Annotated in this window: 21 protein-coding genes and 2 pseudogenes; 11 read left to right on the top strand and 12 right to left on the bottom strand. The window is 56.5% G+C overall.

The window, feature by feature from the left end:
* Positions 1 to 62 precede the first annotated feature (62 nt).
* The 4 genes from GPM19_RS14970 to GPM19_RS14955 form a co-directional block, all read right to left on the bottom strand.
* A complete protein-coding gene (locus GPM19_RS14970) occupies positions 63 to 695 on the bottom strand; it encodes a hypothetical protein (protein ID WP_160419822.1) in 633 nt (210 codons plus the stop codon).
* A 284-nt stretch (positions 696 to 979) separates the two neighbouring features.
* Entirely contained in the window at positions 980 to 1,789 is an 810-nt protein-coding gene (locus tag GPM19_RS14965; protein ID WP_160419821.1) for a hypothetical protein, read from the bottom strand.
* A 203-nt stretch (positions 1,790 to 1,992) separates the two neighbouring features.
* Positions 1,993 to 2,571, bottom strand: a complete 579-nt coding sequence (locus GPM19_RS14960) for a DUF7281 domain-containing protein (RefSeq protein ID WP_227842484.1) — start codon at positions 2,569 to 2,571, stop codon at positions 1,993 to 1,995.
* 160 nt (positions 2,572 to 2,731) lie between these two features.
* Positions 2,732 to 3,280 (bottom strand): hypothetical protein, encoded by a 549-nt coding sequence (locus tag GPM19_RS14955; protein WP_160419820.1) that lies wholly within the window; start codon positions 3,278 to 3,280, stop codon positions 2,732 to 2,734.
* Positions 3,281 to 3,767: 487 nt separating this feature from the next.
* Here GPM19_RS14955 and GPM19_RS14950 point away from each other — a divergent pair, with 487 nt between their 5' ends.
* Positions 3,768 to 4,688 carry a ketopantoate reductase family protein gene (locus GPM19_RS14950; protein ID WP_160419819.1) on the top strand — a complete coding sequence of 307 codons (921 nt, stop codon included), beginning with the start codon at positions 3,768 to 3,770 and terminating at the stop codon, positions 4,686 to 4,688.
* On the opposite strand, the gene mmsB is transcribed toward GPM19_RS14950, so the two are convergent.
* The 8 genes from mmsB to GPM19_RS14910 all read right to left on the bottom strand — a co-directional run bounded on the left by mmsB (position 4,676) and on the right by GPM19_RS14910 (position 13,122).
* Complete coding sequence (gene mmsB / locus GPM19_RS14945; protein ID WP_160419818.1) at positions 4,676 to 5,566, bottom strand: 3-hydroxyisobutyrate dehydrogenase; 891 nt, start codon at positions 5,564 to 5,566, stop codon at positions 4,676 to 4,678. The two genes, GPM19_RS14950 and mmsB, sit on opposite strands and share 13 nt — an antisense overlap.
* 68 nt (positions 5,567 to 5,634) lie before the next feature.
* Entirely contained in the window at positions 5,635 to 6,750 is a 1,116-nt protein-coding gene (locus tag GPM19_RS14940; RefSeq protein WP_160419817.1) for an enoyl-CoA hydratase/isomerase family protein, read from the bottom strand.
* 62 nt (positions 6,751 to 6,812) lie between these two features.
* On the bottom strand, positions 6,813 to 7,967 hold the full coding sequence (locus GPM19_RS14935; protein ID WP_160419816.1) for an acyl-CoA dehydrogenase family protein: 1,155 nt from the start codon (positions 7,965 to 7,967) through the stop codon (positions 6,813 to 6,815).
* A 275-nt stretch (positions 7,968 to 8,242) separates the two neighbouring features.
* Positions 8,243 to 9,235, bottom strand: coding sequence for a branched-chain amino acid ABC transporter permease (locus tag GPM19_RS14930; protein WP_202114862.1), 993 nt, complete (start codon positions 9,233 to 9,235; stop codon positions 8,243 to 8,245).
* A gap of 2 nt (positions 9,236 to 9,237) precedes the next feature.
* The gene (locus GPM19_RS14925) at positions 9,238 to 10,125 is read right to left on the bottom strand and encodes a branched-chain amino acid ABC transporter permease (protein ID WP_160419814.1); all 888 of its coding nucleotides are present in this window, start codon (positions 10,123 to 10,125) and stop codon (positions 9,238 to 9,240) included.
* Positions 10,126 to 10,251: 126 nt separating this feature from the next.
* Entirely contained in the window at positions 10,252 to 11,472 is a 1,221-nt protein-coding gene (locus GPM19_RS14920; protein ID WP_160419813.1) for an ABC transporter substrate-binding protein, read from the bottom strand.
* 130 nt (positions 11,473 to 11,602) lie between these two features.
* On the bottom strand, positions 11,603 to 12,349 hold the full coding sequence (locus tag GPM19_RS14915; protein ID WP_202114861.1) for an ABC transporter ATP-binding protein: 747 nt from the start codon (positions 12,347 to 12,349) through the stop codon (positions 11,603 to 11,605).
* Positions 12,346 to 13,122, bottom strand: a complete 777-nt coding sequence (locus tag GPM19_RS14910; RefSeq protein ID WP_114487804.1) for an ABC transporter ATP-binding protein — start codon at positions 13,120 to 13,122, stop codon at positions 12,346 to 12,348. Before GPM19_RS14910 ends, GPM19_RS14915 begins: the two co-directional genes overlap by 4 nt.
* 322 nt (positions 13,123 to 13,444) lie before the next feature.
* Here GPM19_RS14910 and GPM19_RS14905 point away from each other — a divergent pair.
* The 10 genes and pseudogenes from GPM19_RS14905 to GPM19_RS14860 all read left to right on the top strand — a co-directional run.
* Positions 13,445 to 13,831 (top strand): annotated as a pseudogene (locus GPM19_RS14905) (MerR family transcriptional regulator); the annotation flags it as partial.
* 181 nt (positions 13,832 to 14,012) lie between these two features.
* Positions 14,013 to 15,182 carry an isovaleryl-CoA dehydrogenase gene (locus GPM19_RS14900; RefSeq protein WP_160419811.1) on the top strand — a complete coding sequence of 390 codons (1,170 nt, stop codon included), beginning with the start codon at positions 14,013 to 14,015 and terminating at the stop codon, positions 15,180 to 15,182.
* 10 nt (positions 15,183 to 15,192) lie between these two features.
* Positions 15,193 to 16,800, top strand: coding sequence for a carboxyl transferase domain-containing protein (locus GPM19_RS14895; RefSeq protein ID WP_160419810.1), 1,608 nt, complete (start codon positions 15,193 to 15,195; stop codon positions 16,798 to 16,800).
* A gap of 7 nt (positions 16,801 to 16,807) precedes the next feature.
* On the top strand, positions 16,808 to 17,692 hold the full coding sequence (locus tag GPM19_RS14890; protein ID WP_160419809.1) for an enoyl-CoA hydratase-related protein: 885 nt from the start codon (positions 16,808 to 16,810) through the stop codon (positions 17,690 to 17,692).
* Positions 17,689 to 19,719 (top strand): acetyl/propionyl/methylcrotonyl-CoA carboxylase subunit alpha, encoded by a 2,031-nt coding sequence (locus GPM19_RS14885; protein WP_160419808.1) that lies wholly within the window; start codon positions 17,689 to 17,691, stop codon positions 19,717 to 19,719. Before GPM19_RS14890 ends, GPM19_RS14885 begins: the two co-directional genes overlap by 4 nt.
* A gap of 13 nt (positions 19,720 to 19,732) precedes the next feature.
* Positions 19,733 to 20,647 (top strand): hydroxymethylglutaryl-CoA lyase, encoded by a 915-nt coding sequence (locus GPM19_RS14880; RefSeq protein WP_160419807.1) that lies wholly within the window; start codon positions 19,733 to 19,735, stop codon positions 20,645 to 20,647.
* 71 nt (positions 20,648 to 20,718) lie between these two features.
* A complete protein-coding gene (locus GPM19_RS14875) occupies positions 20,719 to 22,419 on the top strand; it encodes an AMP-binding protein (RefSeq protein WP_160419806.1) in 1,701 nt (566 codons plus the stop codon).
* Positions 22,416 to 23,246 carry a class I SAM-dependent methyltransferase gene (locus GPM19_RS14870; RefSeq protein ID WP_160419805.1) on the top strand — a complete coding sequence of 277 codons (831 nt, stop codon included), beginning with the start codon at positions 22,416 to 22,418 and terminating at the stop codon, positions 23,244 to 23,246. The genes GPM19_RS14875 and GPM19_RS14870 overlap by 4 nt, the downstream gene beginning before the upstream one ends.
* A 53-nt stretch (positions 23,247 to 23,299) precedes the next feature.
* A complete protein-coding gene (locus GPM19_RS14865; protein WP_160419804.1) occupies positions 23,300 to 23,860 on the top strand; it encodes a putative outer membrane beta-barrel protein in 561 nt (186 codons plus the stop codon).
* Between the two features lie 112 nt (positions 23,861 to 23,972).
* Positions 23,973 to 24,385: pseudogene (locus tag GPM19_RS14860) on the top strand (IS200/IS605 family accessory protein TnpB-related protein); the annotation flags it as partial.

Genomic DNA, 24,385 nt, shown 5'->3' with positions numbered 1-24,385 from the left:
GCATTTGTAGTGAGCGAAGCGAATGAAAAATGCTGCCAAGTTTACGGCCTTGTTAGATTTAATCATCCAAGAGACTTCATAAGCCTCAAGAAGAAATAAAACAACAGTATTCCTGAAAACGCTACAAGCCAAAACCTCAGCACCCCCTCTAAGAAAGTAATTGACTCTTCTTCTCGTTGCTCTTTGTATGATGAGAACGTAAGTTGCGCATCATTTTCCAAGTTTCCTTCACCCACGGACAGAGCTTTAAAGAACGGAGCATTAAGGTTACAAACAACATATAGAGATTGTTTAATTGCGAGCTCGCTCACTTCCCACCTCTTTATAACCGAAGATCCACCACTATCTATAACAGCACTTCCAGCAGATACAACTTCGCAGCTTTCAGGTGTGGCTTCGCCAAAATCAACAGAAACAAGAAATTCATTTGCTGACTTGGAACCGGTATTGGTGATTTCTGCGAAAAATGACGAGGGTATATTAGTATCTACTGGTGTAATAAAAACCTCGGAGAACGTTATTCTCGGAGTAGGAACATGTTGTTTCTCGTCATTTTCTTTGGGATTTTCATGATTAACTGTTTCAGTTACTAAAAGCCCGTCTTCCTTGCCGTCAAAGTACACGTAAAGCGTAACTCCAGCAGTAATAAGAGCAGCAATGATTGTTGCGATAATTACGCCTTTTTGGCTTGTCACGTTGTTTCCTTCTTATAATCTAACGAGGCTGTAGGAAAAGTCTGGCTTATCCCCAGCCCCCTCAAGTTGATCAATTTTTGCCCTAAAAATAGGGCTCTCTCGTAAAATCTGGGTCATATTACATCAAAATTTTGACTAGATTTCGTGCGCGAGCGCTAACCTTAAATACGTAGGGAGTTTTTCTACAGCCTCAACGCCGGCCACAGCGGCTGGAAAAGTTGGCGGTTTTTGTGCGGCGAAGCGCACAAAAAGTGACTGGCTTGACAGTTCATTGCTGGCCCTTGTTAGGTATTCTCTACTGTTCCAACTTCACTAATTAATTTTTCTTTACTGTATATCACAGTATCTATCCCCCAATATTTATATACAGCTTCGAGCTTTTTACAGAATTTCGCATCTTCCGATACTATTATATCTGCCGTAGACGCATAAACTGCATGACTGACATCATGCATTCTAGATCTACTCTTTTTAACTGTTTCTGGTTTATAACGAATTATTTCCAAATAGTTAAACGTTAACTCTATACAGCGCTCGAACGCGGTGTGTGATCTGAGTATATCTGGATATTTGAATTCTCTTAGTCCAGCCTTTCTTGCAGAAATGGCAGCAAAAATATCTAAGTGAAATCTCCCATTAAGTACCATAGAATGCTCTTCCTGCAACAAAATAGAAGAATCATTGTTTGACACAACATTGGAGACCTCTCCTTTTTTATCTGTATCCTTAAATTTTTTTAGTTGATCACTTTCTTGTTTTTCAAGAATTGGGTTGAGATCGTAATGATCAACCACTCTCTTAAAGCATTCAATAGGGTGTTCTTCCTTTAAATGCATTGGCTTATCAAAGCCCGGGGATACCTCTATATTCCGAGTAAGCTCAGAGAGTTTATTCAACTCCGACAAAACCCTGAATTTAATTTCTTCATTGCTATTATTCATATATGGAACTGCAAACTCCTCTATATGAGCAGGACTATATACGATTTTATTTCCACCTTTTAATAAATTGACAGCGTTGACTAAATCTATATCTCCCTCATCTAAATATTCAGACAATATATTTTGATCAAAATATATTATTTTTCCTTCCATTACATTCTCTCTGGTTAATGACCACGCTGATGCCTAACAGTCATTATATATTCAGCTTCATAACCTCAATGAACGTGCGGGCGCATTGATTGGGGTTATGTAGCCACCAAAATAACTCTACCTCATTGATTCTTCTGCCTGCAAAGTAAATTTCGGTGATGTAGCCAGAATTCGTGTGCCAGCGTGTTTTGATCCGCCAAATTCTAGCTAAGCGCCACACGCACTAACTCTCCACCAAACCACTGCTGCTTTAACCCTCGCTGCTCTTCCAGTTGCAACGTCAGATAATCGCGTAGCGGGTGGGCTGTTGGCAGCGCGGCAAGATTCTTACGAAGCCTCCGCTGGTAAGGAAACTGTTCAGCAGGCACATGCAGCGGCGTGGCATTTTGGGTGAGCCATTCGATGGCGGGCAGGAGCAAGTAAGTGACGCTGCTGTCGAGTGCTAACGTGACGCCTTTTACGTCGAAGTCTCCGGCGTAGATATGTTTTCGGCGGGTTTTGTGCCAAGCATCAGCCAGTAAGGCAAAGCTGTCGCCACGGTAGACGACCAGCGGGCTCACGTAGCAATTTAGTGCTGAAATATTCGGCGAAAATTCATAAAAACTATCCAGGTTTTCGTCCTGTATTAGGACGCTAAAGGCGCTCAGTTTTAACCCCATCACATCCACATCGCGAATCGCGCGTGCCTCGCTGGCAAGCCCGGTTGTGGTTTGGGGTGGAAAGCTGACGAGAACATGGCGGCGCGGGGCTTTCGCGCGTTGCCTTGCCTTCTTGTACGCCATCTTTCGCCTGGGCGCTGCTGCTCAGGCCCTGATTGAGCGATCCAGCACTGGTCTAGCCTCCGTGCTGAACGACCTGGCCAGCACGGTGCCCACCGTGCCTTTGGGCCAGCAGACCGTCTGCTGTGTAGCAAAATTCAAGGCAGATGAACCTTAAGGTCTTTCACTTGGTATTTCTGGGGGCCAACCCCCAAGCTGCAGGGACATCCGAGCCTTTTAACCCCTCAAAGCGATCGGTCACGTAGGTGCGGTGACAGGCCACGCAGGATTCGGTCATGCGACCGAATATCTCCACCTGCCGTGGGGTATCTTCCCCACGGCCAGCCTCGGCCAGTGACGCCGAAAGCTCATGCAGGTAGGTGTCCATCTGCAGGAATTCCGGCGATACGGCGGCCTTCAGGTCCTGACGATCCTGATCGGTCAGCGATTGCTCCAAAATAAAGCTGTCATGAATCGACTGTCCCTTTTCGGCCACCACGGCATGTTGTCCCTGAATAATGGCGCTATAAACCTCCTGCATTGCCAGCTCGATCTGAATCATTTCCTTCTTCAGCAAGCCCTGCAGCTTGGATGTCAGCTCAGGCTTGACGGGTTCCGCAGCCAGGCTGGTAGCACTGACACCTAGCATTAAAAATATGCCAAGGACAATGGAAGCACCTCGGCCACAACCACGACGGGGGGACGCTGAACGAACCGAAGTTATATACGACATGACTCATCTCCACCATTGGCTCAAATTCGAGGCTCCGTCCTGGCTAGCATAGTTGCCACCCAAAGGTGGCGCCTTGATACAGGTCAGTCCTGCAATATTCTTTATTCCCCTTTATACCCTTGGAGCGATTCAATCGGTTGCGCACTAAAGAGAGACCCTTACTGGCGATACAGGAAATAGATCCAGGTGAGGAGGCTTGCAATGGAGCGCCTTGACGAATGCCTGGAAGAATGCGGTTTTGAAGTGATGCTATGTTTTGTAAGAAAGGCCCTAAATACGTTTGAATTCCTTCGAGGCCGCAAACCACGCTACCGCCACTGCACAATCGGGTAGCGCTATGCGCTCCGCTTGTGACCGTCCTTGGGTGGGTTTGCCTCGCTTCCCGTTCTGCTTTCTAATGGGCAAACCTTTTCACTGACTTTACTTAGCCCATCTTGGTTTTGCAAAGTACTTACCTAATACCAAAGACTTAACAAAAAGTAACCTTATGAGCTCTCACTGGATTATCGGCCCGGGTGCCATAGGCCGCTTATTGGCGCATTCGCTTTCGCCGGTTGCTGCGGTCACGTTGGTGGGCCGCCGTGAACTGGCTGAGCGACAGACGCTCACTTCGCCGGTGGGGGAACCGCACACACAGCGGTTGAATGGGGTAACGCTCGAACAGTTGCTTCGTGATGCCCCTGCCCCACCTGCCTTTGTGCATATCACCACCAAAGCCATGTCGGCACAGGCGGCGTTGGAAAGCCTTGCCGGGGTGATTTCCCCCACTACCCCAATCGTGCTGTGGCAGAACGGTTTTCTTGCCCAGCCGCGTATCACGCAGGCGTGGCCCGGGCCGGTGTTGTGTGCCACCACCACCGAAGGCGCCTACGTGAATGGCGAGGCCTGTGTGGTGCACGCCGGGCGCGGGCATACATTTATCGGTGACTTGAATAACCGCCATGCTGAACTTGCGAAAAACCTGGCGTTGCAGCTGACGCATGCCGGGCTTGCCGCCACGCCGGTTGAGGATATTCGCCGACGTCTGTGGCAGAAACTTGCCGTGAATGCGGCGGTCAACCCGCTGGTGGCACGCTACCGGATACGTAACGGCCAGCTGCGCGACCGGCCGTTTCGCCTCTACGTGGAAGCGGTGATCGAGGAAGTCGCGGGAATTCTCGACAAAGAAGGCATCGCGCCGCCCAGCGGGGCCGGGCTGGAAGGTTGGCGAACACTGGTGTGGCAGGTAGTTGAAAATACCGCCAACAACCGGGCTTCGATGTTTCAGGATGTGCTCGCCGGGCGCCCTACCGAGCGCGCGGCGATTCTTGGGCCGCTAATCGATAACGCAAAACGCCACCAGCTGCCCTGTGAGCAACTGGTGGCGCTGGATCAAGCCTTGGAAAATATCGAGGCTCAGCTGTCCTGATAGAGCTTCAGCAGGCTGGAGAAGTCCAGGCTGCCGTTACCCTTGGCCTTGTGCAGGCTGAACAGCGCGCGCGCCGCCGAACCCATGGGAACCGATGAGGCGCTTTGCTGGCTGACATCCATGGCCAGCCCCAGGTCCTTGAACATCAGGTCCACCTGGAAACCGCCTTGGTAGCCCTTGGACGCCGGGGCGTTTTCCATGACGCCGGGATAGGGATTATAGACGTTCAACGCCCAGTTGCCGCCCGAGCTCTGCTTCATGATCTCGGAAAGCACTGCCGGGTCGAGGCCATTTTTCACGCCCATGTTGAGCGCCTCACAGGTACCGGCCATCAGGATGCTCAACAGCATGTTGTTGCATACCTTGGCGATCTGCCCGGCGCCGTGCTCTCCCGCGTGGAAGATGTTCTTGCCCATCACGTCCAGCACTGGCTGGGCCTTGGCGAACTGCTCTTCCGAGCCACCCACGATGAATGTCAGGGTGCCCGCCTGGGCGCCGCCCACACCGCCGGACACCGGCGCATCGACAAAGGCGATGCCCCGCTTGGCGCCTTCTTCGGCGACACGCCGGGCGGTGTCGGCATCGATGGTGGAGCTGTCGATCACCAAGGCGTCCTGGCCGATGATATCGAACAGCGGCGAATCACCACTGACATACAGGCTTTCGACATGCTTGCCGGCGGGCAGCATGGAGACCACGAAATCCGCTCCCTTGACCGCTTCCTGGGCACTTTGTGCGGCTTTGCAGCCTTGCTCGATCGCGGTATCCAGCACGGCTTGAGACAGATCGAAAGCGCGCACCTCATGCCCGGCCTTGGCCAGGTTCGCAGCCATGGGGCCGCCCATGTTGCCCAGTCCGATAAATGCAATCGTTGCCATGATTCATAATCCTTGTTGTTTTGATCGCCCGAGGGATTAACTCAGCCGAATAATAGTGAATTCGAGGTTCAGCGAAGGTCCGCCAGCGGATTTTGCGGCCAAGGCTGGGAAAACAATGTCTCGATGAACGAATCCTCCACCGATTCCACGTAAGGATAAATCCATTGCGGCTTGCCGTCCTTGTCCACCAACAGAGCGCGTACGCCTTCGGGAAATTCACGGTGGCGACAGCACTGCACCGAGAGCGCCAGCTCCGACTGGAATACTTCGCGCAACGACATGTACTTGGCCCGCTTGAGCTGCTGATCGATTACCTTGATCGACACCGGACTGCCGTTGGCGAGGGTCTTTTGCGCCTTGTTGAACCATTTGTCATCGCTTTCCACTGCCAGAATGGCGTCTACCGCTTGCTCGATGGTGTCATGATCCATCAATTCCCGAATTACCGGGGCGAATTTCTGAACCGGCGCTTCCATCCCCTCGAATACCGCCTGGGAATCGCGTTCAAGCTCACGCAGCACCTTGTTGACCACCCCCTGGGCATCGGTGTCTTCACCTTCGCCCCAAGTCGCTTGCATCAGTTGCTCCACCAGGGCTGGGCGTTTTTCACTGGCAATCAAGCGATCCGCCAACCCCAGGTACACGGCATCCGCAGCATTGACCTGGCTGCCGGTCATGGCCAGAAAGCGACCGGTACCGGTGGGCAGGCGGTTCAAGAACCAGCTCGCCCCCACATCCGGGTACAAACCGATGGTAACTTCCGGCATGGCCAAGCGTGAGGTTTCGGTCACCACGCGATGGCTGCTGCCGCTCAGCAGGCCCATGCCGCCGCCCATGACAATACCGTTACCCCAGCAGATGACAGGCTTGGGATAGGTATGCAGCCGGTAGTCCAGGCGGTACTCGTTGTCGAAGAAGGCTTCAGGGAAGGCCGGGTCACCTTCCCCGATAATCGCCTTGTACAGGCTGACCACGTCACCACCGGCACAGAATGCTTTCTCTCCGGCGCTATCGAGCAAGACCGCCACGATACGCTCATCGTTTTCCCAGGCTTCCAGCCGTGGCTGGATCTCGTTAATCATCTCCAGCGTCAGGGCATTCAGCGAGCGCTCGGCGTTGAGCTTTATTTCGGCAACGACGTGCCCGTCCTTCGTGGGGTGTTCGGTAAAGATCACGCTGCTCATCAAGGTTTCCTTTGTCCTGTAAAGATGCAAGCTACCCATAGCCACTGAACTTGAAAACTAGCTTATAACTCTGCGGCGCCCTCGGCCAACACACGGCGTGCAATGATCATGCGCATGACTTCGTTGGTACCTTCCAGGATGCGGTGTACCCGGGTATCGCGCACGAAGCGTTCCATGGGGTATTCCTTGATATAACCATTGCCGCCATAGAGTTGCAGGGCTTCATCGCATACCTTGAAACCTACATCGGTCGCAAAGCGTTTGGCCATCGCACAATAAGCGGAGGCATCGGTATGGCCGGAATCCAGCTTGGTCGCCGCCAGGCGCACCATTTGGCGAGCCGCCACCAGTTCCGTGACCATATCCGCCAAGCGGAATTGCAGCGCCTGGAAGTCCGCCAGCCGCTGGCCGAACTGCTTGCGTTCCAGCATGTATTCACGCGCCTTGTTGATCGCCTGCTGGGCGGTACCGATGGAACAGGTGGCGATATTGATGCGCCCGCCATCCAGCCCTTTCATGGCGATCTTGAAGCCGTCACCTTCGTTACCCAGCATATTGGCCGCAGGCACCCGTACATCTTCAAAGGTGATCATGCGCGTCGGCTGGCTGTTCCAGCCCATTTTCTCTTCCTTGCGCCCGTAGCTGATGCCGGCGGTATTGGCATCTACCGCGAAGGCTGAAATACCCTTGGGCCCGGGGCCGCCGGTGCGTGCCATGACCACCAGGATCTCGGTGTCTCCCGCGCCGGAGATGAACATCTTGCTGCCGTTGAGCACGAAGTCGTCGCCATCCGGCTTGGCACTGGTTTTCAGCGAGGCGGCATCCGAGCCGGCATTGGGTTCGGTCAAGCAGTAGGAGCCGAGAAGCTCACCGCTGGCCAGCTTTTCGCCCCATTGCTCGATTACTTCGGGCTTGCCGAAATCCGCGACCATCCAGGTCACCATGTTATGAATGGTGAGGTAGGCGGTCGTGGAGGTACAGCCCATGGAAAGCTGCTCGAAAATGATGCTGGCATCCAGACGTGAAAGCCCCAGGCCACCCACCGATTCCGGGGTATAAAGCGCACAGAAACCCAGTTCACCCGCCTTGCGAATCACATCCACAGGAAAAAAGGCGGTCTGATCCCACTCCCCGGCATGCGGTTCCAGCTCGTTCTGGGCGAAGGCCCGCGCCATATCGGCAAAGGCCACCTGGTCTTCGTTGAGTTCAAAATCCATCGCACATCTCCCGTTTATCGCAGGGGTCGATGCTTGATGATGGCACCGATCCGCTGGCTGAATTTGTGATTATGATTACCCGTGGCTGTCATGCCAGGAAAGCTGTCATGCCAGGAAAGATTGACGTTTACGTTAACTTATTTTTTTGCTTCATCACAATAGTCTGTTCTGCAAAATCAGCTTTATCTCGCCGGGCGTTTCGATTGTGGTTTGAAAATACCACTCCCATAAAAAAGGGCGCCCTACGGCGCCCAACCAACGGTCTGATGTCTGGTTTACTTGAAGTTCTTGCGATAACTTTTGGCAAGCTCACCCACGATGCCGCTACGAAAGCTCAGTACACAGACCACGAAGATCAGCCCCAGGATAACGCTCACCCAATTACCCAGCGGCGACTGCGCTAGAAGATGTTGCAGGCTGACCACGATGCCCGCCCCCATGATCGGCCCCAGCAGCGTTCCCACACCGCCCAGTAGCGTCATCAGGATCACCTCGCCGGACATGTGCCAATGGGCATCGGTGAGGGAGGCAAGCTGGAAGACCAGCGTTTTCGTGGAGCCGGCCAGCCCCGCCAGGCCTGCGGAAATAACAAAGGCCAGCAGCTTGTAGGCATCGACGTTATACCCCAGGGATACCGCACGTGGTTCGTTTTCACGAATCGCCTTGAGTACCTGGCCAAAAGGGGAATGGACGGTACGCTGAATGATCGCAAAGCCGATCAAGAAAACAGCAAACACGAAATAGTACATGCTCAAGTTATCATCCAGGCTGATAAAGCCCAGGAAGTGGCCGCGCACAACACCATGCAAGCCGTCTTCCCCACCGGTAAACGGTGCCTGGATGAAGAAAAAGAACATCAACTGAGCCAGGGCCAAGGTGACCATGGCGAAGTAGATGCCTTGCCGACGAATCGACAATGCCCCGAAAACAACGCCCAACGCAACACCCGCCAAGGTGCCGATAAGTATGCCCACTTCAGGGGTAATGCCGGGGTAGCTTGAAAGCAGATACCCGGTCACATAGCCGCCGGTTGCCAGAAAAGCGGCATGCCCGAAGGATAACAACCCGGCATAGCCCAGCAACAAGTTAAAGGAGCAGGCAAACAGGGCAAAGCATAGAATCTTCATCAGGAAGACGGGGTAGGCAAGAAACGGCGCCACCAGCCCGATAACGATCAATGCCAGATAGAACATATTGCGGCGCATGTTGGCCCTGCGCTGCCGTTGCATGGCAGCCGAGGGAATGCGTGCGGTTTCTGTGGTCGCCATTGTCATGCCTCTTTGCCGAATAGTCCCGCGGGACGCAACATCAGTACCAGTATCATCACCAGGAATATCACGGTATTCGCCGCTTCCGGGTAATACACCTTGGTCAACCCTTCAATCAGCCCCATGGCCAAGCCGGTAATGATCGAGCCGAGAATGGACCCCATTCCGCCGATGACCACCACGGCAAACACCACGATCAAAAGGCTGGAGCCCATGGTGGGCGAAACCGGGTACAAGGGGGCGGCCAATACCCCGGCAAACGCCGCCAAGGCGACCCCGAACCCATAGGTCAAGGTAATCAACAAGGGCACGTTGACCCCGAAGGCCTGCATCAAGGCCGAATTTTCGGTACCGGCACGCAGGTAGGCGCCCAGCCGTGTCCGCTCGATGATGAACCAGGTACCCAGACACACCACCAAAGCGGCCAACAATACCCAGCCGCGATAAATCGGCAGGAACATGAAGCCCAGGTTATACCCGCCCTGAAGCAGTTCCGGGGTCGGATAACGCAAACCGGAAACGCCGAAGAAGTTGACCAGCGTTCCCTCGAAAATCAGTGCTAGACCAAAGGTCAAAAGCAACCCGTAAAGATGGTCTAGATGGGAAATGCGGCGCAGGATAAAGCGCTCGATCAGCATCCCGAAGCCGCCCACTACCAAAGGCACCAGAATCAGCGAAACCCAATAGTTAATGCCTAGATACTGCATGCCTAGCAGGGTGGCGAACGCCCCGAGCATATACATGGCGCCGTGAGCGAAGTTGACGATCTTCAGCAGGCCGAAAATGACCGCTAGCCCCAAGCTCAACAGTGCATAGAAGGCGCCGTTGATAAGGCCCAGCATCAGCTGGCCCGTGAATGCAGCTAACGGCACCCCGAATATCATCATCATGACGTGGATCTCCTCGCCGTCAAGCGGGTGGCGGCCAATGCCGCCACCCTGTTCTGCTTATGCATGCTTATGCAAACGCCTGGTCTAGCTCTTCAAAACCAGTTCTTCAAAACCAGCTCTACAGAATCAGTTCTGCACCAGGTCGCAATTGCTTTCGGACAGCGGACGGAAAGCTTCTTCCGCGGGAATGGTGCTGAGAATTTCATACAGGTCCCACTCACCGGTGGACTCTTCCGGGGTTTTCACCTGGGCCAGGTACATGTCGTGAACCATGCGGCCATCTTCACGAATTCTACCGTTACGCGCGAAGAAATCCTCGATCGGCATTTCCGCCATCTGGGCACGTACCGTTTCAGGATCATCGGTACCCGCTTCCTCGATCGCCTTCAGGTAATGCATGGTGCTGGAGTAAACACCTGCCTGCACCATGGTCGGCATACGCTCCATGCGCTCGTAATAACGTTCGGCCCATTCACGCGACTGCTCGTCCATATCCCAGTACCAACCGGTGGTCAGCAGCAGGTTCTGGGTGGCTTGAAGCCCCATGGCGTGAACGTCGTTGAGGAAGATCAGAAGACCGGCGAGCTGCTGGCCTGACTGGGTGACACCAAACTGGCTGGCGGTGGTGATCGCGTTCACCGTATCCGACCCGGCGTTGGCCAGCCCGATGATATCGGCACCCGAGCTCTGCGCCTGGAGAATGTAGGAAGAAAAATCGTTAGTGGGGAAAGGATGGCGCACGCCACCGACGATTTCACCGCCATTCTCTTCGACCACCTTGGTGACATCGGCTTCCAGCGAATGACCGAATGCATAATCGGCGGTGAGCATGAACCAGGTGTCGCCCCCCTGCTCGACGACGGCCTTGGCAGTACCGTGGGCCAACGGATAGGTGTCATAAACCCAGTGAATATGGTTCGGTGTGCAATGCTCGTTGGTGATGCTGGAGGCCGCCGAGCCCGAGACTAACGCCAGGCCATCATTTTCCTCGATTACATTGGTCACCGCGATGGTCACCGAGGAGGCTACCAAGCCACCGACCATGTCGACGTTGTCCTGGTCGATCCATCCGCGAACGGTATTGGCACCCACATCGGCGCTATTGCGGTCATCGGCACTCAGAACCATGATCGGTGCACCGTTGACGGTGCCACCAAAATCTTCGATGGCCATTTCCATGGCAGTCAGGCCACCGGGGCCGGCCAGATCACGATAGGTACCTGACATATCCGCCAGGTAACCGATACGTACTTCACTGTCGCTCATGTTTGCCTGAGCCGTGGTCGCCATGGCGGAGGCCGTGGCGAGGGCAATGCTGGTAGTAAGTGCTTTTTTGATAAAGGTCATGTTTGTCTCCGCGCCCTGAAGGGCATTGTTTTTGTGCTACGACGTAAGGTGTCGGCCTGAGTCGTTAGTTCTGGTTGTTGTGAATTGTTGTGGGCCTTCTCGGATCAATCATTAGTCGTTGAGTGAATCGTTATACCCCCAGCATGGAATTGAGATGTTCGCGACGTGACGGAAGTTGCGCCGCACTGATTTCCTCTACGATCTGACCGTGATCCATCACAAAGTGACGGTCGGCCAAGGGAGCGGCAAAGCGGAAGTTCTGCTCCACCAGCACAATGGTCATCCCACGTTCTTTAAGCTGCATAAGGACTTCGCCAAGTTTTTGCACGATAACCGGTGCTAGCCCTTCGGTAATTTCATCCAGGAGCAGCATTCGTGCGCCGGTACGCAGAATTCTCGCCATGGCCAGCATCTGCTGCTCCCCACCGGAAAGTCGCGTGCCCGGACTACGCCGACGTTCATAAAGGTTGGGAAACATCGCGTAGATTTCATCCAACCCCATGCCACCCGAGCGCACGGTTGGCGGCAGCAACAGGTTTTCCTCGACATCCAGGCTCGCAAAGATGCCGCGCTCTTCCGGACAATAACCCACGCCCAGACGCGGAATGTGGTGGGCCTTCATGCCCAGCACTTCTTCGCCGTTGATCACGATGGAACCTGTGCGGCGCCCCACCATGTTCATGATGGACTTCAAGGTGGTGCTACGCCCGGCGCCGTTGCGCCCCAGCAGGGTCACCAGCTCCCCACGTTTGACGTTGAAGCTCACTCCATGAAGGATATGAGACTCGCCATAGAAGGCGTGCAAATCTTGAACCCGCAGCATTTCCGACTGAGAGGCTTCGGGTGTTTCCTGAACCTGTTCGGCTGTCTCGATCATGCTTGCGCCCCTTCTTCTTCCGCCGCTTCACTTCCCATGTAAGCCTCCTTGACCAGCGGATTGCGCGATACGCTGTCGTAATCCCCTTCCGCCAGAACGGATCCACGGGCGAGTACCGTGATGCGGTCACACAACCGGCTCACAACACTCAGGTTATGCTCCACCATCAGCACGGTGCGCCCCTTGGAAACACGCCGGATCAACTCGACGATACGATCGACATCTTCCGCCCCCATGCCCTGGGTCGGTTCATCGAGCAGCATCATGGTGGGGTCAAGCGCTAGCGTGGTCGCCACTTCCAGTGCGCGCTTGCGCCCATAAGGCATCTCGACGGTGAGGATATCGGCATATTCCCGCAGGCCGACCTCTTCGAGCAGCTCCATGGCACGTTCGTTAAGATGATCGAGGGTTTTTTCCGACTTCCAGAAATGAAACGAGGTCCCCAGCTTGCGCTGCAAGGCCACACGAACATTTTCCAGAGCGGTCATATGCGCAAATACGGCGGAAATCTGGAAGGAGCGCACTAGGCCCAGTCGGGCAATTTCGTTGGACTTCATTCCCGTAATGGGTTTACCCCGATAGAGAATTTCACCGCGGGTGGGGGGAAGGAATTTTGTCAGCAGATTGAAAACGGTGGTCTTGCCGGCACCGTTGGGACCAATCAATGCATGAATATGGCCTTCTTGTACCTGAAGATTGACGTCGTCCACGGCGGTAAAGCCACGAAACTCTTTGGTCAGCCCTCGGGTTTCGAGAACGTAGTCTGCACTCATGAAATAAACAAGCCTCTAGTTGTTCTTGTGCTGACTTTTTTACCGGCTGGGCCTTCTCTTGTCTTGCCGGCATCCAGTCCTTACCTGAACGTAAGGTGTGAGAGCAAACTAGCAACCTACAAGGGGGTATTACAATTACAACTTTGGTATAGACGCACGATCATATCCACTCCAAAAGGCAGCTGTATATTTAAAATTCAAAGACTTAACGCTATTCAACGCAAAATGAAAATGAATAGTTAGCACTTTACGTTAACGTGAACTTGTTTTAGCCTCAGTGACACTGTTTCATAAGAGGCACTCCTCTGAGAGAGTTTCCGCAATGAGCAAAACCTATTCCATCAGTGAGCTTGCCAGCGAGTTCGACCTCACCACTCGCAGCATTCGTTTCTATGAAGATCAGGAGCTTTTGCATCCTGCCAGGCGTGGCCAGACGCGCGTCTACAGCAGCAAGGATCGGGTGCGGTTGAAGCTCACCCTGCGCGGTAAACGGCTAGGACTCTCCCTTGCGGAAATCCGCGAGCTGTTCGAGCTTTGGGATGAAACACGTAGTGGCAGCGAAAAACAGCTGCATCTTATGCTTAGCAAGATAGCTGAACGGCGCGCTGCCCTGGAACAACAAATGAAAGATATCGCCATTGTCCAGCTAGAGCTGGAAAGCGCCGAAATTCGCTGTCGGCAAGCGCTTGAGGAGCTTCTCCAGAAACAGGACGATGACCCCTCCAGCGATGACATCAAGTCCGAACCCAACGCCGAAGCCAATGGCGAGCCCGAGGGTGAGGCCTCCGACGTGACCCGCAAGCACAGCAAGGCATCCTCTCGCTCCGCCACGGTGCACTGACGCTTATTGCACTGGCTCTTACTTCCAAACTTCATAACGGTGATCGACCATGTTTACCCATTACGCAGAACTCAACTTCGGCCTCGACGATGAACTCAACATGCTGCGTGAGCATGTCAACGCCTTCGCCGCCAGCGAGATCGCCCCTAGAGCGGCCGAGATCGACGAGAAAAACGAATTCCCCAACGATCTGTGGAAGAAGTTCGGCGATATGGGGCTGCTGGGGATCACCGTTTCGGAAGAAGATGGCGGCAGTGGCATGGGCTACCTTGCCCATAGTATCGCCATGGAAGAAATTTCCCGTGCCAGCGCCTCGGTCGGGCTCTCCTACGGCGCCCATTCCAACCTTTGCGTCAATCAGCTCAAGATCAACGGCAACGCGGAACAGAAAGCCAAGTACCTGCCCAAGCTGATCAGCGGAGACCACGTGGGCGCCCTGGCCATGTCCGAGCCGGGTGCGGGGTCCGATGTGGTGTCGATGAAACTACGCGCACGCAAGGAAGGCGACCGTTACATTCTCAACGGCAACAAGATGTGGATCACCAACGGCCCCGATGCCGATGTGCTGGTGGTGTATGCCAAGACCGACCCGGACGCAGGCTCCAAAGGGATTACCGCTTTCATCATCGAAAAGGACTTCAAGGGATTCTCCACTGCCCAGAAACTCGACAAGCTGGGCATGCGCGGCTCCAATACCTGCGAGCTGGTGTTCCAGGATTGCGAAGTACCCGCGGAAAACGTTTTGGGAGAAGTCAATAAAGGCGTTCGCGTACTGATGAGCGGCCTGGATTACGAACGCACCGTGCTGGCGGCAGGCCCTATCGGGATCATGCAGGCGGCCATGGATATCGTGCTGCCCTATATTCATGAGCGTAAGCAGTTCGATCAATCGATCGGTGAGTTCCAGTTGGTTCAGGGCAAGGTGGCCGACATGTACACCACCATGAACGCCTGTCGGGCCTATCTCTATGCGGTAGCCGGCGCCTGCGACCGCGGCCAGACCTCGCGCAAGGATGCCGCCGGGGTCATTCTGTACTGCGCCGAAAAGGCCACTCAGGTGGCACTGGATGCCATCCAGCTGCTCGGCGGCAACGGCTACATCAATGAATACCCCACCGGACGCCTGTTGCGCGATGCCAAGCTGTACGAGATCGGCGCCGGCACCAGCGAGATTCGCCGCATGCTGATCGGCCGCGAACTGTTCAACGAATCCAAGTAAGGGCGGCACCATGAGCATTCTGCAATCCCAGATCAACTCGCGCAGCGACGTCTTTCAGGCCAACCAGGCCAGCATGTTCAGGGAGGTCGTCAAGTTGCGCGACCTCACCGCGGCGATTCGCCAGGGCGGCGGCGAAAAGGCCCGTACCCGACACGAGTCGCGTGGCAAGCTGTTCGTCCGCGACCGTATCGATCATCTGATCGACGAAGGGTCGCCTTTCCTGGAGTTCTCGGCACTGGCGGCCCATGAGATTTACGATGCGCCAGTGCCCTCCGCCGGTGTGGTGACCGGCATCGGCCGCGTTTCCGGCGTGGAATGCGTCATCGTCGCCAACGACGCCACCGTCAAGGGCGGCACCTATTTTCCAATGACGGTGAAAAAGCACCTCCGCGCTCAGGAAATCGCCCGCAAGCATCGCCTGCCGTGTATTTATCTGGTGGATTCCGGCGGTGCTCACCTGCCAAGCCAGGATGATGTGTTTCCCGACCGCGACCATTTCGGGCGCATCTTCTACAACCAGGCCACGCTCTCCGCCGAAGGCATTCCTCAGATCGCGGTGGTGATGGGCTCCTGTACCGCCGGGGGCGCTTACGTCCCCGCGATGGCCGACGAGTCGATCATCGTCAAGGAACAGGGCACCATCTTTCTGGGCGGCCCGCCCTTGGTCAAGGCCGCCACCGGCGAGTCAATCAGCGCCGAAGACCTGGGTGGCGCCGACGTTCACGCCAAGAAAAGCGGCGTGGCCGACCATTACGCCGAAAACGACGCCCATGCCCTGCAGCTGGCCCGCGCTTGTGTGTCACGCCTGAACTGGCAAAAACGCGGCAAGCTGGCGATGAAAGAACCCAAACCACCCCGGCTGGACCCCGCCGAGCTCTACGGCATCGTCGGTACCGATCTGAAGAAACCCTATGACGTCCGCGAAGTCATCGGGCGCATCGTGGACGACTCCGACTTCGACGAATTCAAGCGCTATTACGGCGACACCCTGGTCACCGGTTTCGCGCATATTCATGGCTATCCGGTGGGCATCGTTGCCAACAACGGCGTGCTGTTTTCCGAATCCGCGGTCAAGGGTGCGCATTTCATCGAACTCTGCGCCCAACGCAAGATTCCGCTGATCTTCCTGCAGAACATCACCGGCTTCATGGTGGGCTCGAAGTACGAGCACGAAGGTATTGCCAAGCACGGCGCCAAGCTGGTCACCGCCGTGGCCTGTGCCAAGGTGCCCAAGTACACCGTGCTGATCGGCGGCAGCTTCGGTGCCGGCAACTACGGCATGTGCGGGCGTGCCTACGATCCCAATCTGCTGTTCATGTGGCCCAATGCACGCATCTCGGTGATGGGTGGCGAACAGGCCGCAGGCGTTCTGGCCCAGGTCAAGCGCGACCAGTACGAGCGCGAAGGCCGCGAATGGACCCAGGACGAGGAAGAAGCGTTCAAGAAGCCAACCCGCGAGCAGTACGAGCATCAGGGGCACCCTTATTACGCCAGTGCCCGCCTATGGGACGACGGCGTGATCGACCCCGCCCAGACCCGCGATGTGCTCGGCCTCTCCCTGGCTGCGGCGATGAATGCTGACGTACAAGAGACACGCTTCGGCGTGTTCCGGATGTGAGGTCGATATGACGGATTTCCCCCACTACTCACAGCTGGTAATCGACGACCGCGGCGTGGCTTGGCTGACGCTGGACCGCCCCGAAGTACATAACGCCTTCGACGACAGCCTGATCGCCGAACTCAATGCCCACCTGACCCACCTGCATGACGCCGCCGAGCGCGGTGACGTACGAGTGGTGGTGCTGGGCTCGAAAGGCAAGAGCTTCTCGGCTGGCGCCGATCTCAACTGGATGAAGCGCATGGTCGATTACGACCTTGACGCCAATCTTGCTGATTCGCACAAGCTCGCGGCCTTGATGCACGGCCTGGACACCCTGCCCTGCCCCAGCATCTGCCGGGTGCAAGGCGCCGCTTTCGGCGGCGCGGTTGGCCTGGCCGCCTGCTGCGATATCGTCATTGCCTCGGAAAAAGCCAAGTTCTGTCTTTCCGAAGTCCGCATCGGCCTGTCGCCGGCGGTGATCAGCCCTTATGTGTTACGGGCACTGGGCGAACGTCAGGTACGCCGTTACGCCCTCACCGCCGAAGTCATCGACTCATCCACGGCGCTGGTGCTGGATCTGGTTCATCTGGTCGTCGGGCCCGACGATCTCGACGCGGCGATCGACGACATGCTGGATACGCTCCTCGGCACCTCGCCTCAAGCCAGCCGAGCTACCAAGGCATTATTGGCGGCGGTGGCCCGCGAACCGGATAGCGACGCCACTCGCGCCCATACCTGCGACGTGATCAGCAAGCTGCGTGTCAGTCCCGAAGGTCAGGAAGGCTTGGCCAGCTTTCTGGAAAAACGCCGCCCCGCCTGGGTTCCTTCGCCAAGCCCTTCCGACAAACAGTCTTCCGCTCAAGATTCTTCCGATAAAGTCTCTTCTTCCGCTACGGAGCGCCGCTCATGATATTCGATACTTTGCTGGTCGCTAACCGCGGCGAAATCGCCTGTCGCGTGATGCGTACCGCCCGCGCCATGGGCCTGAAAACCGTGGCGGTATATTCCGACGCCGATGCCAACGCCCGCCATGTGCGTGAAGCCGATGAAGCCGTACGTATCGGCCCGGCGGCGGCCCGCGAAAGCTACCTCAAGGTCGAGGCGGTGATCGAAGCCGCCAAGCGCACCGGTGCTGGCGCCATTCACCCCGGCTACGGTTTTCTTTCCGAGAACGGCGCCTTCGTCGAAGCGCTGGACAAGGCGGGAATCGTGTTCGTCGGCCCGCCCGCCTCGGCCATTGCCGCCATGGGCGATAAATCTGCCGCCAAGGCGCGCATGGCGGATGCCGGTGTGCCGCTGGTGCCCGGCTATCACGGCGCCGACCAGGATGACGCCCTGCTGCGCGTGGAGGCCGACAAGATCGGCTACCCGGTGCTGCTCAAGGCCAGCGCCGGTGGTGGTGGCAAAGGCATGCGGGTGGTTGAATCCAGCGACAACTTCCAGGCGGCACTCGATGGCTGTCGCCGGGAATCCCAGGCGGCCTTCGGCGACCAGCGCATGCTGATCGAGAAATACCTGACCCAGCCGCGTCACGTCGAAGTCCAGGTGTTCTGCGACAGCCACGGCAACGGTGTCTACCTGTTCGAGCGCGACTGCTCCGTGCAGCGCCGTCACCAGAAGGTACTCGAAGAAGCCCCTGCGCCGGGCATGACCGCGCCGCTTCGCCGTGAAATGGGTGACGCCGCCGTGCGTGCCGCCAAGGAAATCGGTTACGTCGGCGCGGGCACCGTGGAATTTCTGCTCGATGCGGATGGCAGCTTCTTTTTCATGGAGATGAACACCCGCCTTCAGGTCGAGCACCCGGTCACCGAAATGATCACCGGCCAGGATCTGGTCGAGTGGCAGCTGCGCGTGGCCATGGGCGAAGCCCTGCCCTGCACCCAAGACGAGCTGACCATTACCGGCCACAGCTTCGAGGCACGCCTTTACGCCGAAGATCCGGAGCAGGATTTTTTGCCTGCCACCGGCAAGCTCAACCGCTTCGCCATGGACCTGGAAGGTGCGGGTCTGGACCCCGCCCGCGTTCGCCTGGACAGCGGTGTGGAATCCGGTGACGTGGTGTCGATGCACTACGACCCCATGCTCGCCAAGCTGATCGTTCACGGCGATGACCGCCATCAGGCCCTGGCCACGCTCAACCGTGCCCTGGCCGCCTTGGATGTACAGGGTGTGGTCACCAACCGCGCCTTCCTGCAACGTTTGGCCACCCATCCGGGGTTTCGCAACGTCGAGCTGGATACCCGTTTCATCGAGCGCAACGAAGCGACCCTGTTCGCGCCACGCAGCTACTCCACCGAAGAGTACGCTAGCGCCGCCCTGGTGGGTTTGAATCAACTGGCACGGGAATGCGAGAGCGACTCTCCCTGGGACAGGCACGACGGTTTCCGCCTCAACGCCCCCTATACCATTCGCATCGCCCTGTGCGACCCGGCGCATGCCCAGGACAGCGACGACTCCGCCGCCGTGGTGATTGTCGAAGGGACGCGTGAAAACGGCGATAACCCCTGGAATCTGACCATTGGCGATGAAACGCTCACCGCCTACCTGACGCCCCTTAACGGCGATGCCGTGGCCATGACCCTGAACGGGCATCGTCGTCGCCTGCAGGCACGCCGGGACGGCAATGTGGTGGTGATGGCCGACCCCGCCGGTGAGACACGCCTGTTCTGGCGGCGTATCGATGCCATTGACCATGGTCACCATGAAGCCGAAACCACTCTGACCGCGCCCATGCACGGTACCGTGGTGGCGCTGCTGGTCGACCCAGGTGTGCGGGTGGAAAAAGGCATGCCGCTGATGGTCATGGAAGCCATGAAGATGGAGCACACCATGACCGCCCCCGCCGACGGCCATGTGGAAAGCTTCCACTTCCAGTCCGGGGATACGGTGAGCCAGGGCGATGTGTTGCTGGAATTCGCCGCCGACGATGCCAACTGATCAGGAGAGCGACATGCCACTTCCTTCCTCCTCCTCCGTGCGCCTGTTCGAGGTTGGCCCCCGGGATGGCCTGCAAAACGAACCCGGCCCGATCATTGCCACCGCGACCAAGATCGAATTCATTCATCGCCTGGCAGCGGCCGGCATGACCCATATCGAAGCAGCGAGCTTTGTCTCGCCCAAATGGGTGCCGCAAATGGGCGATGCCGCCGAGGTCATGGCGGGTATCACTCGCCAGCCCGGCGTGGTCTATTCGACGCTGACCCCCAACTTGCGCGGTCTGGAAGGCGCCATTGCCGCCGGGGTGGAGGAAGTAGCGGTGTTCGGCGCGGCCTCAGAGGCTTTTTCGCAAAAGAACATCAACTGCTCCGTGGCGGAATCTCTCAAGCGTTTCGAGCCGGTACTGGAGCGCGCCCGTGAGGCCAATGTGCGGGTGCGCGGCTATGTTTCCTGTGTGCTGGGCTGCCCTTACGAAGGCGAGATCGCCCCCGCCAAAGTCACCGAAGTATCCAAGGCGCTGTATGACATGGGCTGCTATGAAATCTCGCTGGGCGACACCATCGGCACCGGCACGCCGCTGGCGGCCAAGCGCATGGTCGAGGCGGTCAGCCGTGAGATACCCGTCACTCAGCTTGCCGCGCATTTCCACGACACCTACGGCCAGGCACTGGCCAACCTTTATGCCGTCATGGAAGAAGGCATTCAGGTGATCGACAGCGCCACCGCCGGCCTGGGGGGTTGTCCCTACGCCAAGGGTGCGTCGGGCAATGTGGCCAGCGAAGATGTGCTTTATTTACTGGAAGGGCTCGGCATCAAGACCGGGATCGATCTCCAGGCGGTGATCGATACCGGCTATTGGATAACCGCTGAGCTAGGTCGCAAACCCAGTTCCAAGGTGGCATTGGCAAAGGGCTGTGTCGGTGCTTGATGCAGCCGCCTCTATCGCACTGATTGCGATGCCAGGCCGTTCGGACAACAACAATCTTTGGAGAAACGCTCATGAACAACCCCCAAATGCCGGTGCTTCCCAGCTACACCAGCAGCACCGCCTCCAAGCCGTTGATCGGCATGACCATCGGTGACAAATTCGATGAAATTGCGGCACTTTATCCGGACAACGATGCGCTGATCGTCCTGCATCAGGGCATTCACTGGAGCTACCGCCAGCTACAGGAAGAAGTCAACCGCTGCGCCCGCGCCCTGCTCGCGGTGGGTGTCAAGCCTGGTGATCGCGTGGCTATCTGGGCCCCCAACTGCAGCGAGTGGACGCTGACTCAATTCGCCACCGCCAAATTGGGCGCGATCCTGGTCAACATCAACCCAGCCTATCGCACCCATGAGCTGGAATACGCCCTGAATCAGTCCGAAGCGCGCTTTCTGATCACCGCCAACACCTTCAAAAGCTCCAATTACGGCGAGATGGTGTATCAACTGGCGCCGGAGCTTAAAGCATCAGCTGAAGGCCATTTGAAATCCCAGAAACTGCCCTACCTTGAGTGCGTGATTAACCTGAGCGACGACAAGCATGACGGCATGTGGCGCTGGGCGGACTTCATGGCGGAATCAGACGCTATCAGCCAGACGGACGTCGACGACCTGCAAGCCACCCTGCAGTTCGATGATGCGATCAACATCCAGTACACCTCCGGCACCACCGGCTTTCCCAAGGGCGCCACGCTTTCCCATCATAATATTCTCAACAACGGCTTCTTCGTTGCGGAAAGCATGGGCTTCACCAGTGAAGACCGCCTGGTGATTCCGGTGCCGCTTTACCATTGTTTCGGCATGGTGATGGGCAACCTGGGTTGCATGACCCACGGGGCGACGATGATCTACCCCGGCGAAGGTTTTGATCCCGCCGACGTGCTCAAGGCTGTACACGAACAACGCGCCACGGCGCTCTACGGCGTACCCACGATGTTCATTGCCGAGCTCGAACACCCGGATTTCGCCAGTTTCGATCTTTCCACGCTGCGCACCGGGATTATGGCGGGCTCCATCTGCCCCAGCGCCGTGATGCAGCAAGTGATTGAAAAGATGCACATGAAAGGCGTACAGATCGCCTACGGCATGACCGAAACCAGCCCGGTTTCCACCCAGACCGGTGCCGACGACAGCATCGAAAAGCGCGTTTCCACCGTAGGCCGCACTCAGCCACACCTGGAAAGCAAGATCGTCGATCCCGGCAATGGCGGGATTCTGCCGCGCGGTGAAATCGGTGAACTGTGCACGCGTGGCTATAGCGTGATGCTCAAGTACTGGAACAATGACAAGGCCACGGCCGAAGCCATTGATGAAGCCGGCTGGATGCATAGCGGCGACCTGGCCACCATGGATGAAGAGGGCTATTTGCAGATCGTCGGGCGGATCAAGGACATGGTGATTCGCGGCGGCGAAAACGTCTATCCCAAGGAAATCGAAGAGTTTTTCTATACCCACCCGGCCATCTCGGATGTTCAGGTCACCGGCGTGCCTGACAAGAAATACGGCGAAGAGTTGATTGCCTGGGTCAAGCTGAACAGCACCTCGGAAGATGTCACCGCGGAAGACCTTCGCGCCTTCTGCAAGGGCAAGATCACTCACTTCAAGATTCCGCGCTATTTCAAGTTTGTCGATGAATTCCCGATGACGGTTACCGGCAAGATCCAGAAATTCAAGATGCGCGAAATTTCTATCGAAGAGCTTGGTCTAGAAAAGTGAGCCTTGTTAATCACTATCAGCAATATCTCACCGTGGAAGATGTGCTCGACCGGGTGGCCGAGCACTACCCTGCAGGGGCGTCGTATTATCAGTTGGCGCCACTGGACCAACTGCATATCGGTGGGCTCAAGGCTTCCCAACGACTGCTGAACCTGCTGAATACCGACACTCACCCCCGAGTGCTGGATGTTGGCGCGGGTGTCGGCGGTTTGATGCGCCAGGCCGCCCAGCAAGGCTTTACGCTGGTCGGGCTGGATATCACCCACGCCTTCAACCGCCTCAACCAGGGCTTATCCCGCCAGCTAGGGCTGGAACATCAGCTTCATGCAATTACCGGCAACGCCATGGCGCTGCCTTTTATCTCTTCCAGCTTTGATGCAGTGCTGTTTCAGCACAGTTTTCTCAACATGCCGGATACCACCAAGGTGCTTGCGGAATGTCGCCGCGTACTGCGTCCCGGTGGCGTCGTGGTCATGCATGAGGTGGTCAGCGGGCCGAATGTAGTGTCACTGCGCTACCCGGTGCCTTGGGCCAGCGATCCTCAGCATTCCTGCTTGATGCCTACCGCGATGTTGCTGGAAAAAATGCGCAAGGCGGGATTTCATCTGGATCATGTAGAAGATTGGAGTGCCGATGCCTTGGCCTGGCGTCAGCGACAGCGCGAAAAGGAAACTCTTTCCACTCAACATGATAGCCAAACCAAGCCCGCCCCGGCGCTATCGCCCCAGTTGATTTTCGGCCAACGCTTCATGGAAATGGGCAAGAATCTGGTAAAAAATCTGGCCGATGAAGCGATCCAGGTGGTGGAAATCAAAGCGAGTTGCTAGTCTGAGTGGATTACTATTTTCCCCATCCGCATCAGGATGAAGAGAGGATAGCCATGAAACGCTTGGCTTGGGCAACGCTTTTAAGCTTTACCCCGTTTCTTTATAGCCATGCCGATGAGAGCATTATTCCAGCGTACAGTGCACCGGATAGTGAGCTGCTACAGCTCGATAATGGTGTGATCATCGAAGGCAGTAACTTGAGCAGCCAAGACACCTATACTTCTGGGTTTCGTGTCACGGCAGGCTTTAGTCCTTGGCAGTCACCCAGTCTGGATCTCGGCGCCGAACTGGCTTATCGCGCAAGCGATGAAGTGCCTATCGATGCCGGCTCCAGCAGCATGCTGATCGATACACTCAGTTTGGGCGGCGCTCTGGTGGCGGGGATTCGCATGGGGGCATTCAGTGTTTATGCCAAATCCGGCCTGACAGAATGGCGCGGCGAATCAAATAATGCGCGCCAACTGCATGATAAAGGCGGCACCGCCAACGTTGAGGGGTTTGGCGCCACAATGACGATCGATCGGCTGGTCAGCCGTCTGGAATACGAACGCATCGATGCCTCTAACCTGAGCCATCTCAACCAGCTGACCGCCTCAGTGCATTTGCCGTTTTGAACAAAATCCTGCCGCATTCTGCGATTCGATTCTTTGAATGAATCGGCAGTTAAGGCAGGGCAAGGCGTTAGCCTTGCTTGTTCTTATAACTGGTTAGATATATAGTTTTCTTATGCCGATCATCCGTTCCGACTCCCTGGCGCTACACGTCACCAGTGCCGACCAACAGACCGCTCTGGTGGATACGCTGGCACTGTATCGGCGATTGGTGCGCGATCTGATGACCGTGGCCTATACCCACTGGCCGGTGGTGGGAACTGGCAAAGGCAATGACGTCGTTAAGGTGATCGAAGGGCTTATTCATCCGACCCGCCAGCGGCCGCAAGTACGCTATCCCTATTTCGCCAAATGTTACTACAAATTTCCTTCGTACCTTCGCCGCGTGGCCATCATGGATGCGGTGGGACAGGTGCGCTCTTTTGTTACCCGGTTCGATACGTGGCTGCGGGGTGAGCGCAAGCACCCCCACGCCAAACCACCGCGCCTGACATCCAGCACCAAGACCTTTCCGAGCCTTTACGGGAG

Origin of the sequence: Vreelandella zhuhanensis, assembly GCF_009793355.1 — a bacterium.
Classification (GTDB): Bacteria; Pseudomonadota; Gammaproteobacteria; order Pseudomonadales; family Halomonadaceae; genus Vreelandella; species Vreelandella zhuhanensis.
This window is presented reverse-complemented; position numbering and strand designations above follow the sequence as displayed.

Coding starts and splice junctions, on each gene's coding strand:
- GPM19_RS14965 (WP_160419821.1), bottom strand. CDS start 1,789: ATGGAAGGAAAAATAATATATTTTGATCAAAATATATTGTCTGAATAT.
- GPM19_RS14960 (WP_227842484.1), bottom strand. CDS start 2,571: ATGGCGTACAAGAAGGCAAGGCAACGCGCGAAAGCCCCGCGCCGCCAT.
- GPM19_RS14955 (WP_160419820.1), bottom strand. CDS start 3,280: ATGTCGTATATAACTTCGGTTCGTTCAGCGTCCCCCCGTCGTGGTTGT.
- GPM19_RS14950 (WP_160419819.1), top strand. CDS start 3,768: ATGAGCTCTCACTGGATTATCGGCCCGGGTGCCATAGGCCGCTTATTG.
- mmsB (WP_160419818.1), bottom strand. CDS start 5,566: ATGGCAACGATTGCATTTATCGGACTGGGCAACATGGGCGGCCCCATG.
- GPM19_RS14940 (WP_160419817.1), bottom strand. CDS start 6,750: ATGAGCAGCGTGATCTTTACCGAACACCCCACGAAGGACGGGCACGTC.
- GPM19_RS14935 (WP_160419816.1), bottom strand. CDS start 7,967: ATGGATTTTGAACTCAACGAAGACCAGGTGGCCTTTGCCGATATGGCG.
- GPM19_RS14930 (WP_202114862.1), bottom strand. CDS start 9,235: ATGGCGACCACAGAAACCGCACGCATTCCCTCGGCTGCCATGCAACGG.
- GPM19_RS14925 (WP_160419814.1), bottom strand. CDS start 10,125: ATGATGATGATATTCGGGGTGCCGTTAGCTGCATTCACGGGCCAGCTG.
- GPM19_RS14920 (WP_160419813.1), bottom strand. CDS start 11,472: ATGACCTTTATCAAAAAAGCACTTACTACCAGCATTGCCCTCGCCACG.
- GPM19_RS14915 (WP_202114861.1), bottom strand. CDS start 12,349: ATGATCGAGACAGCCGAACAGGTTCAGGAAACACCCGAAGCCTCTCAG.
- GPM19_RS14910 (WP_114487804.1), bottom strand. CDS start 13,122: ATGAGTGCAGACTACGTTCTCGAAACCCGAGGGCTGACCAAAGAGTTT.
- GPM19_RS14900 (WP_160419811.1), top strand. CDS start 14,013: ATGTTTACCCATTACGCAGAACTCAACTTCGGCCTCGACGATGAACTC.
- GPM19_RS14895 (WP_160419810.1), top strand. CDS start 15,193: ATGAGCATTCTGCAATCCCAGATCAACTCGCGCAGCGACGTCTTTCAG.
- GPM19_RS14890 (WP_160419809.1), top strand. CDS start 16,808: ATGACGGATTTCCCCCACTACTCACAGCTGGTAATCGACGACCGCGGC.
- GPM19_RS14885 (WP_160419808.1), top strand. CDS start 17,689: ATGATATTCGATACTTTGCTGGTCGCTAACCGCGGCGAAATCGCCTGT.
- GPM19_RS14880 (WP_160419807.1), top strand. CDS start 19,733: ATGCCACTTCCTTCCTCCTCCTCCGTGCGCCTGTTCGAGGTTGGCCCC.
- GPM19_RS14875 (WP_160419806.1), top strand. CDS start 20,719: ATGAACAACCCCCAAATGCCGGTGCTTCCCAGCTACACCAGCAGCACC.
- GPM19_RS14865 (WP_160419804.1), top strand. CDS start 23,300: ATGAAACGCTTGGCTTGGGCAACGCTTTTAAGCTTTACCCCGTTTCTT.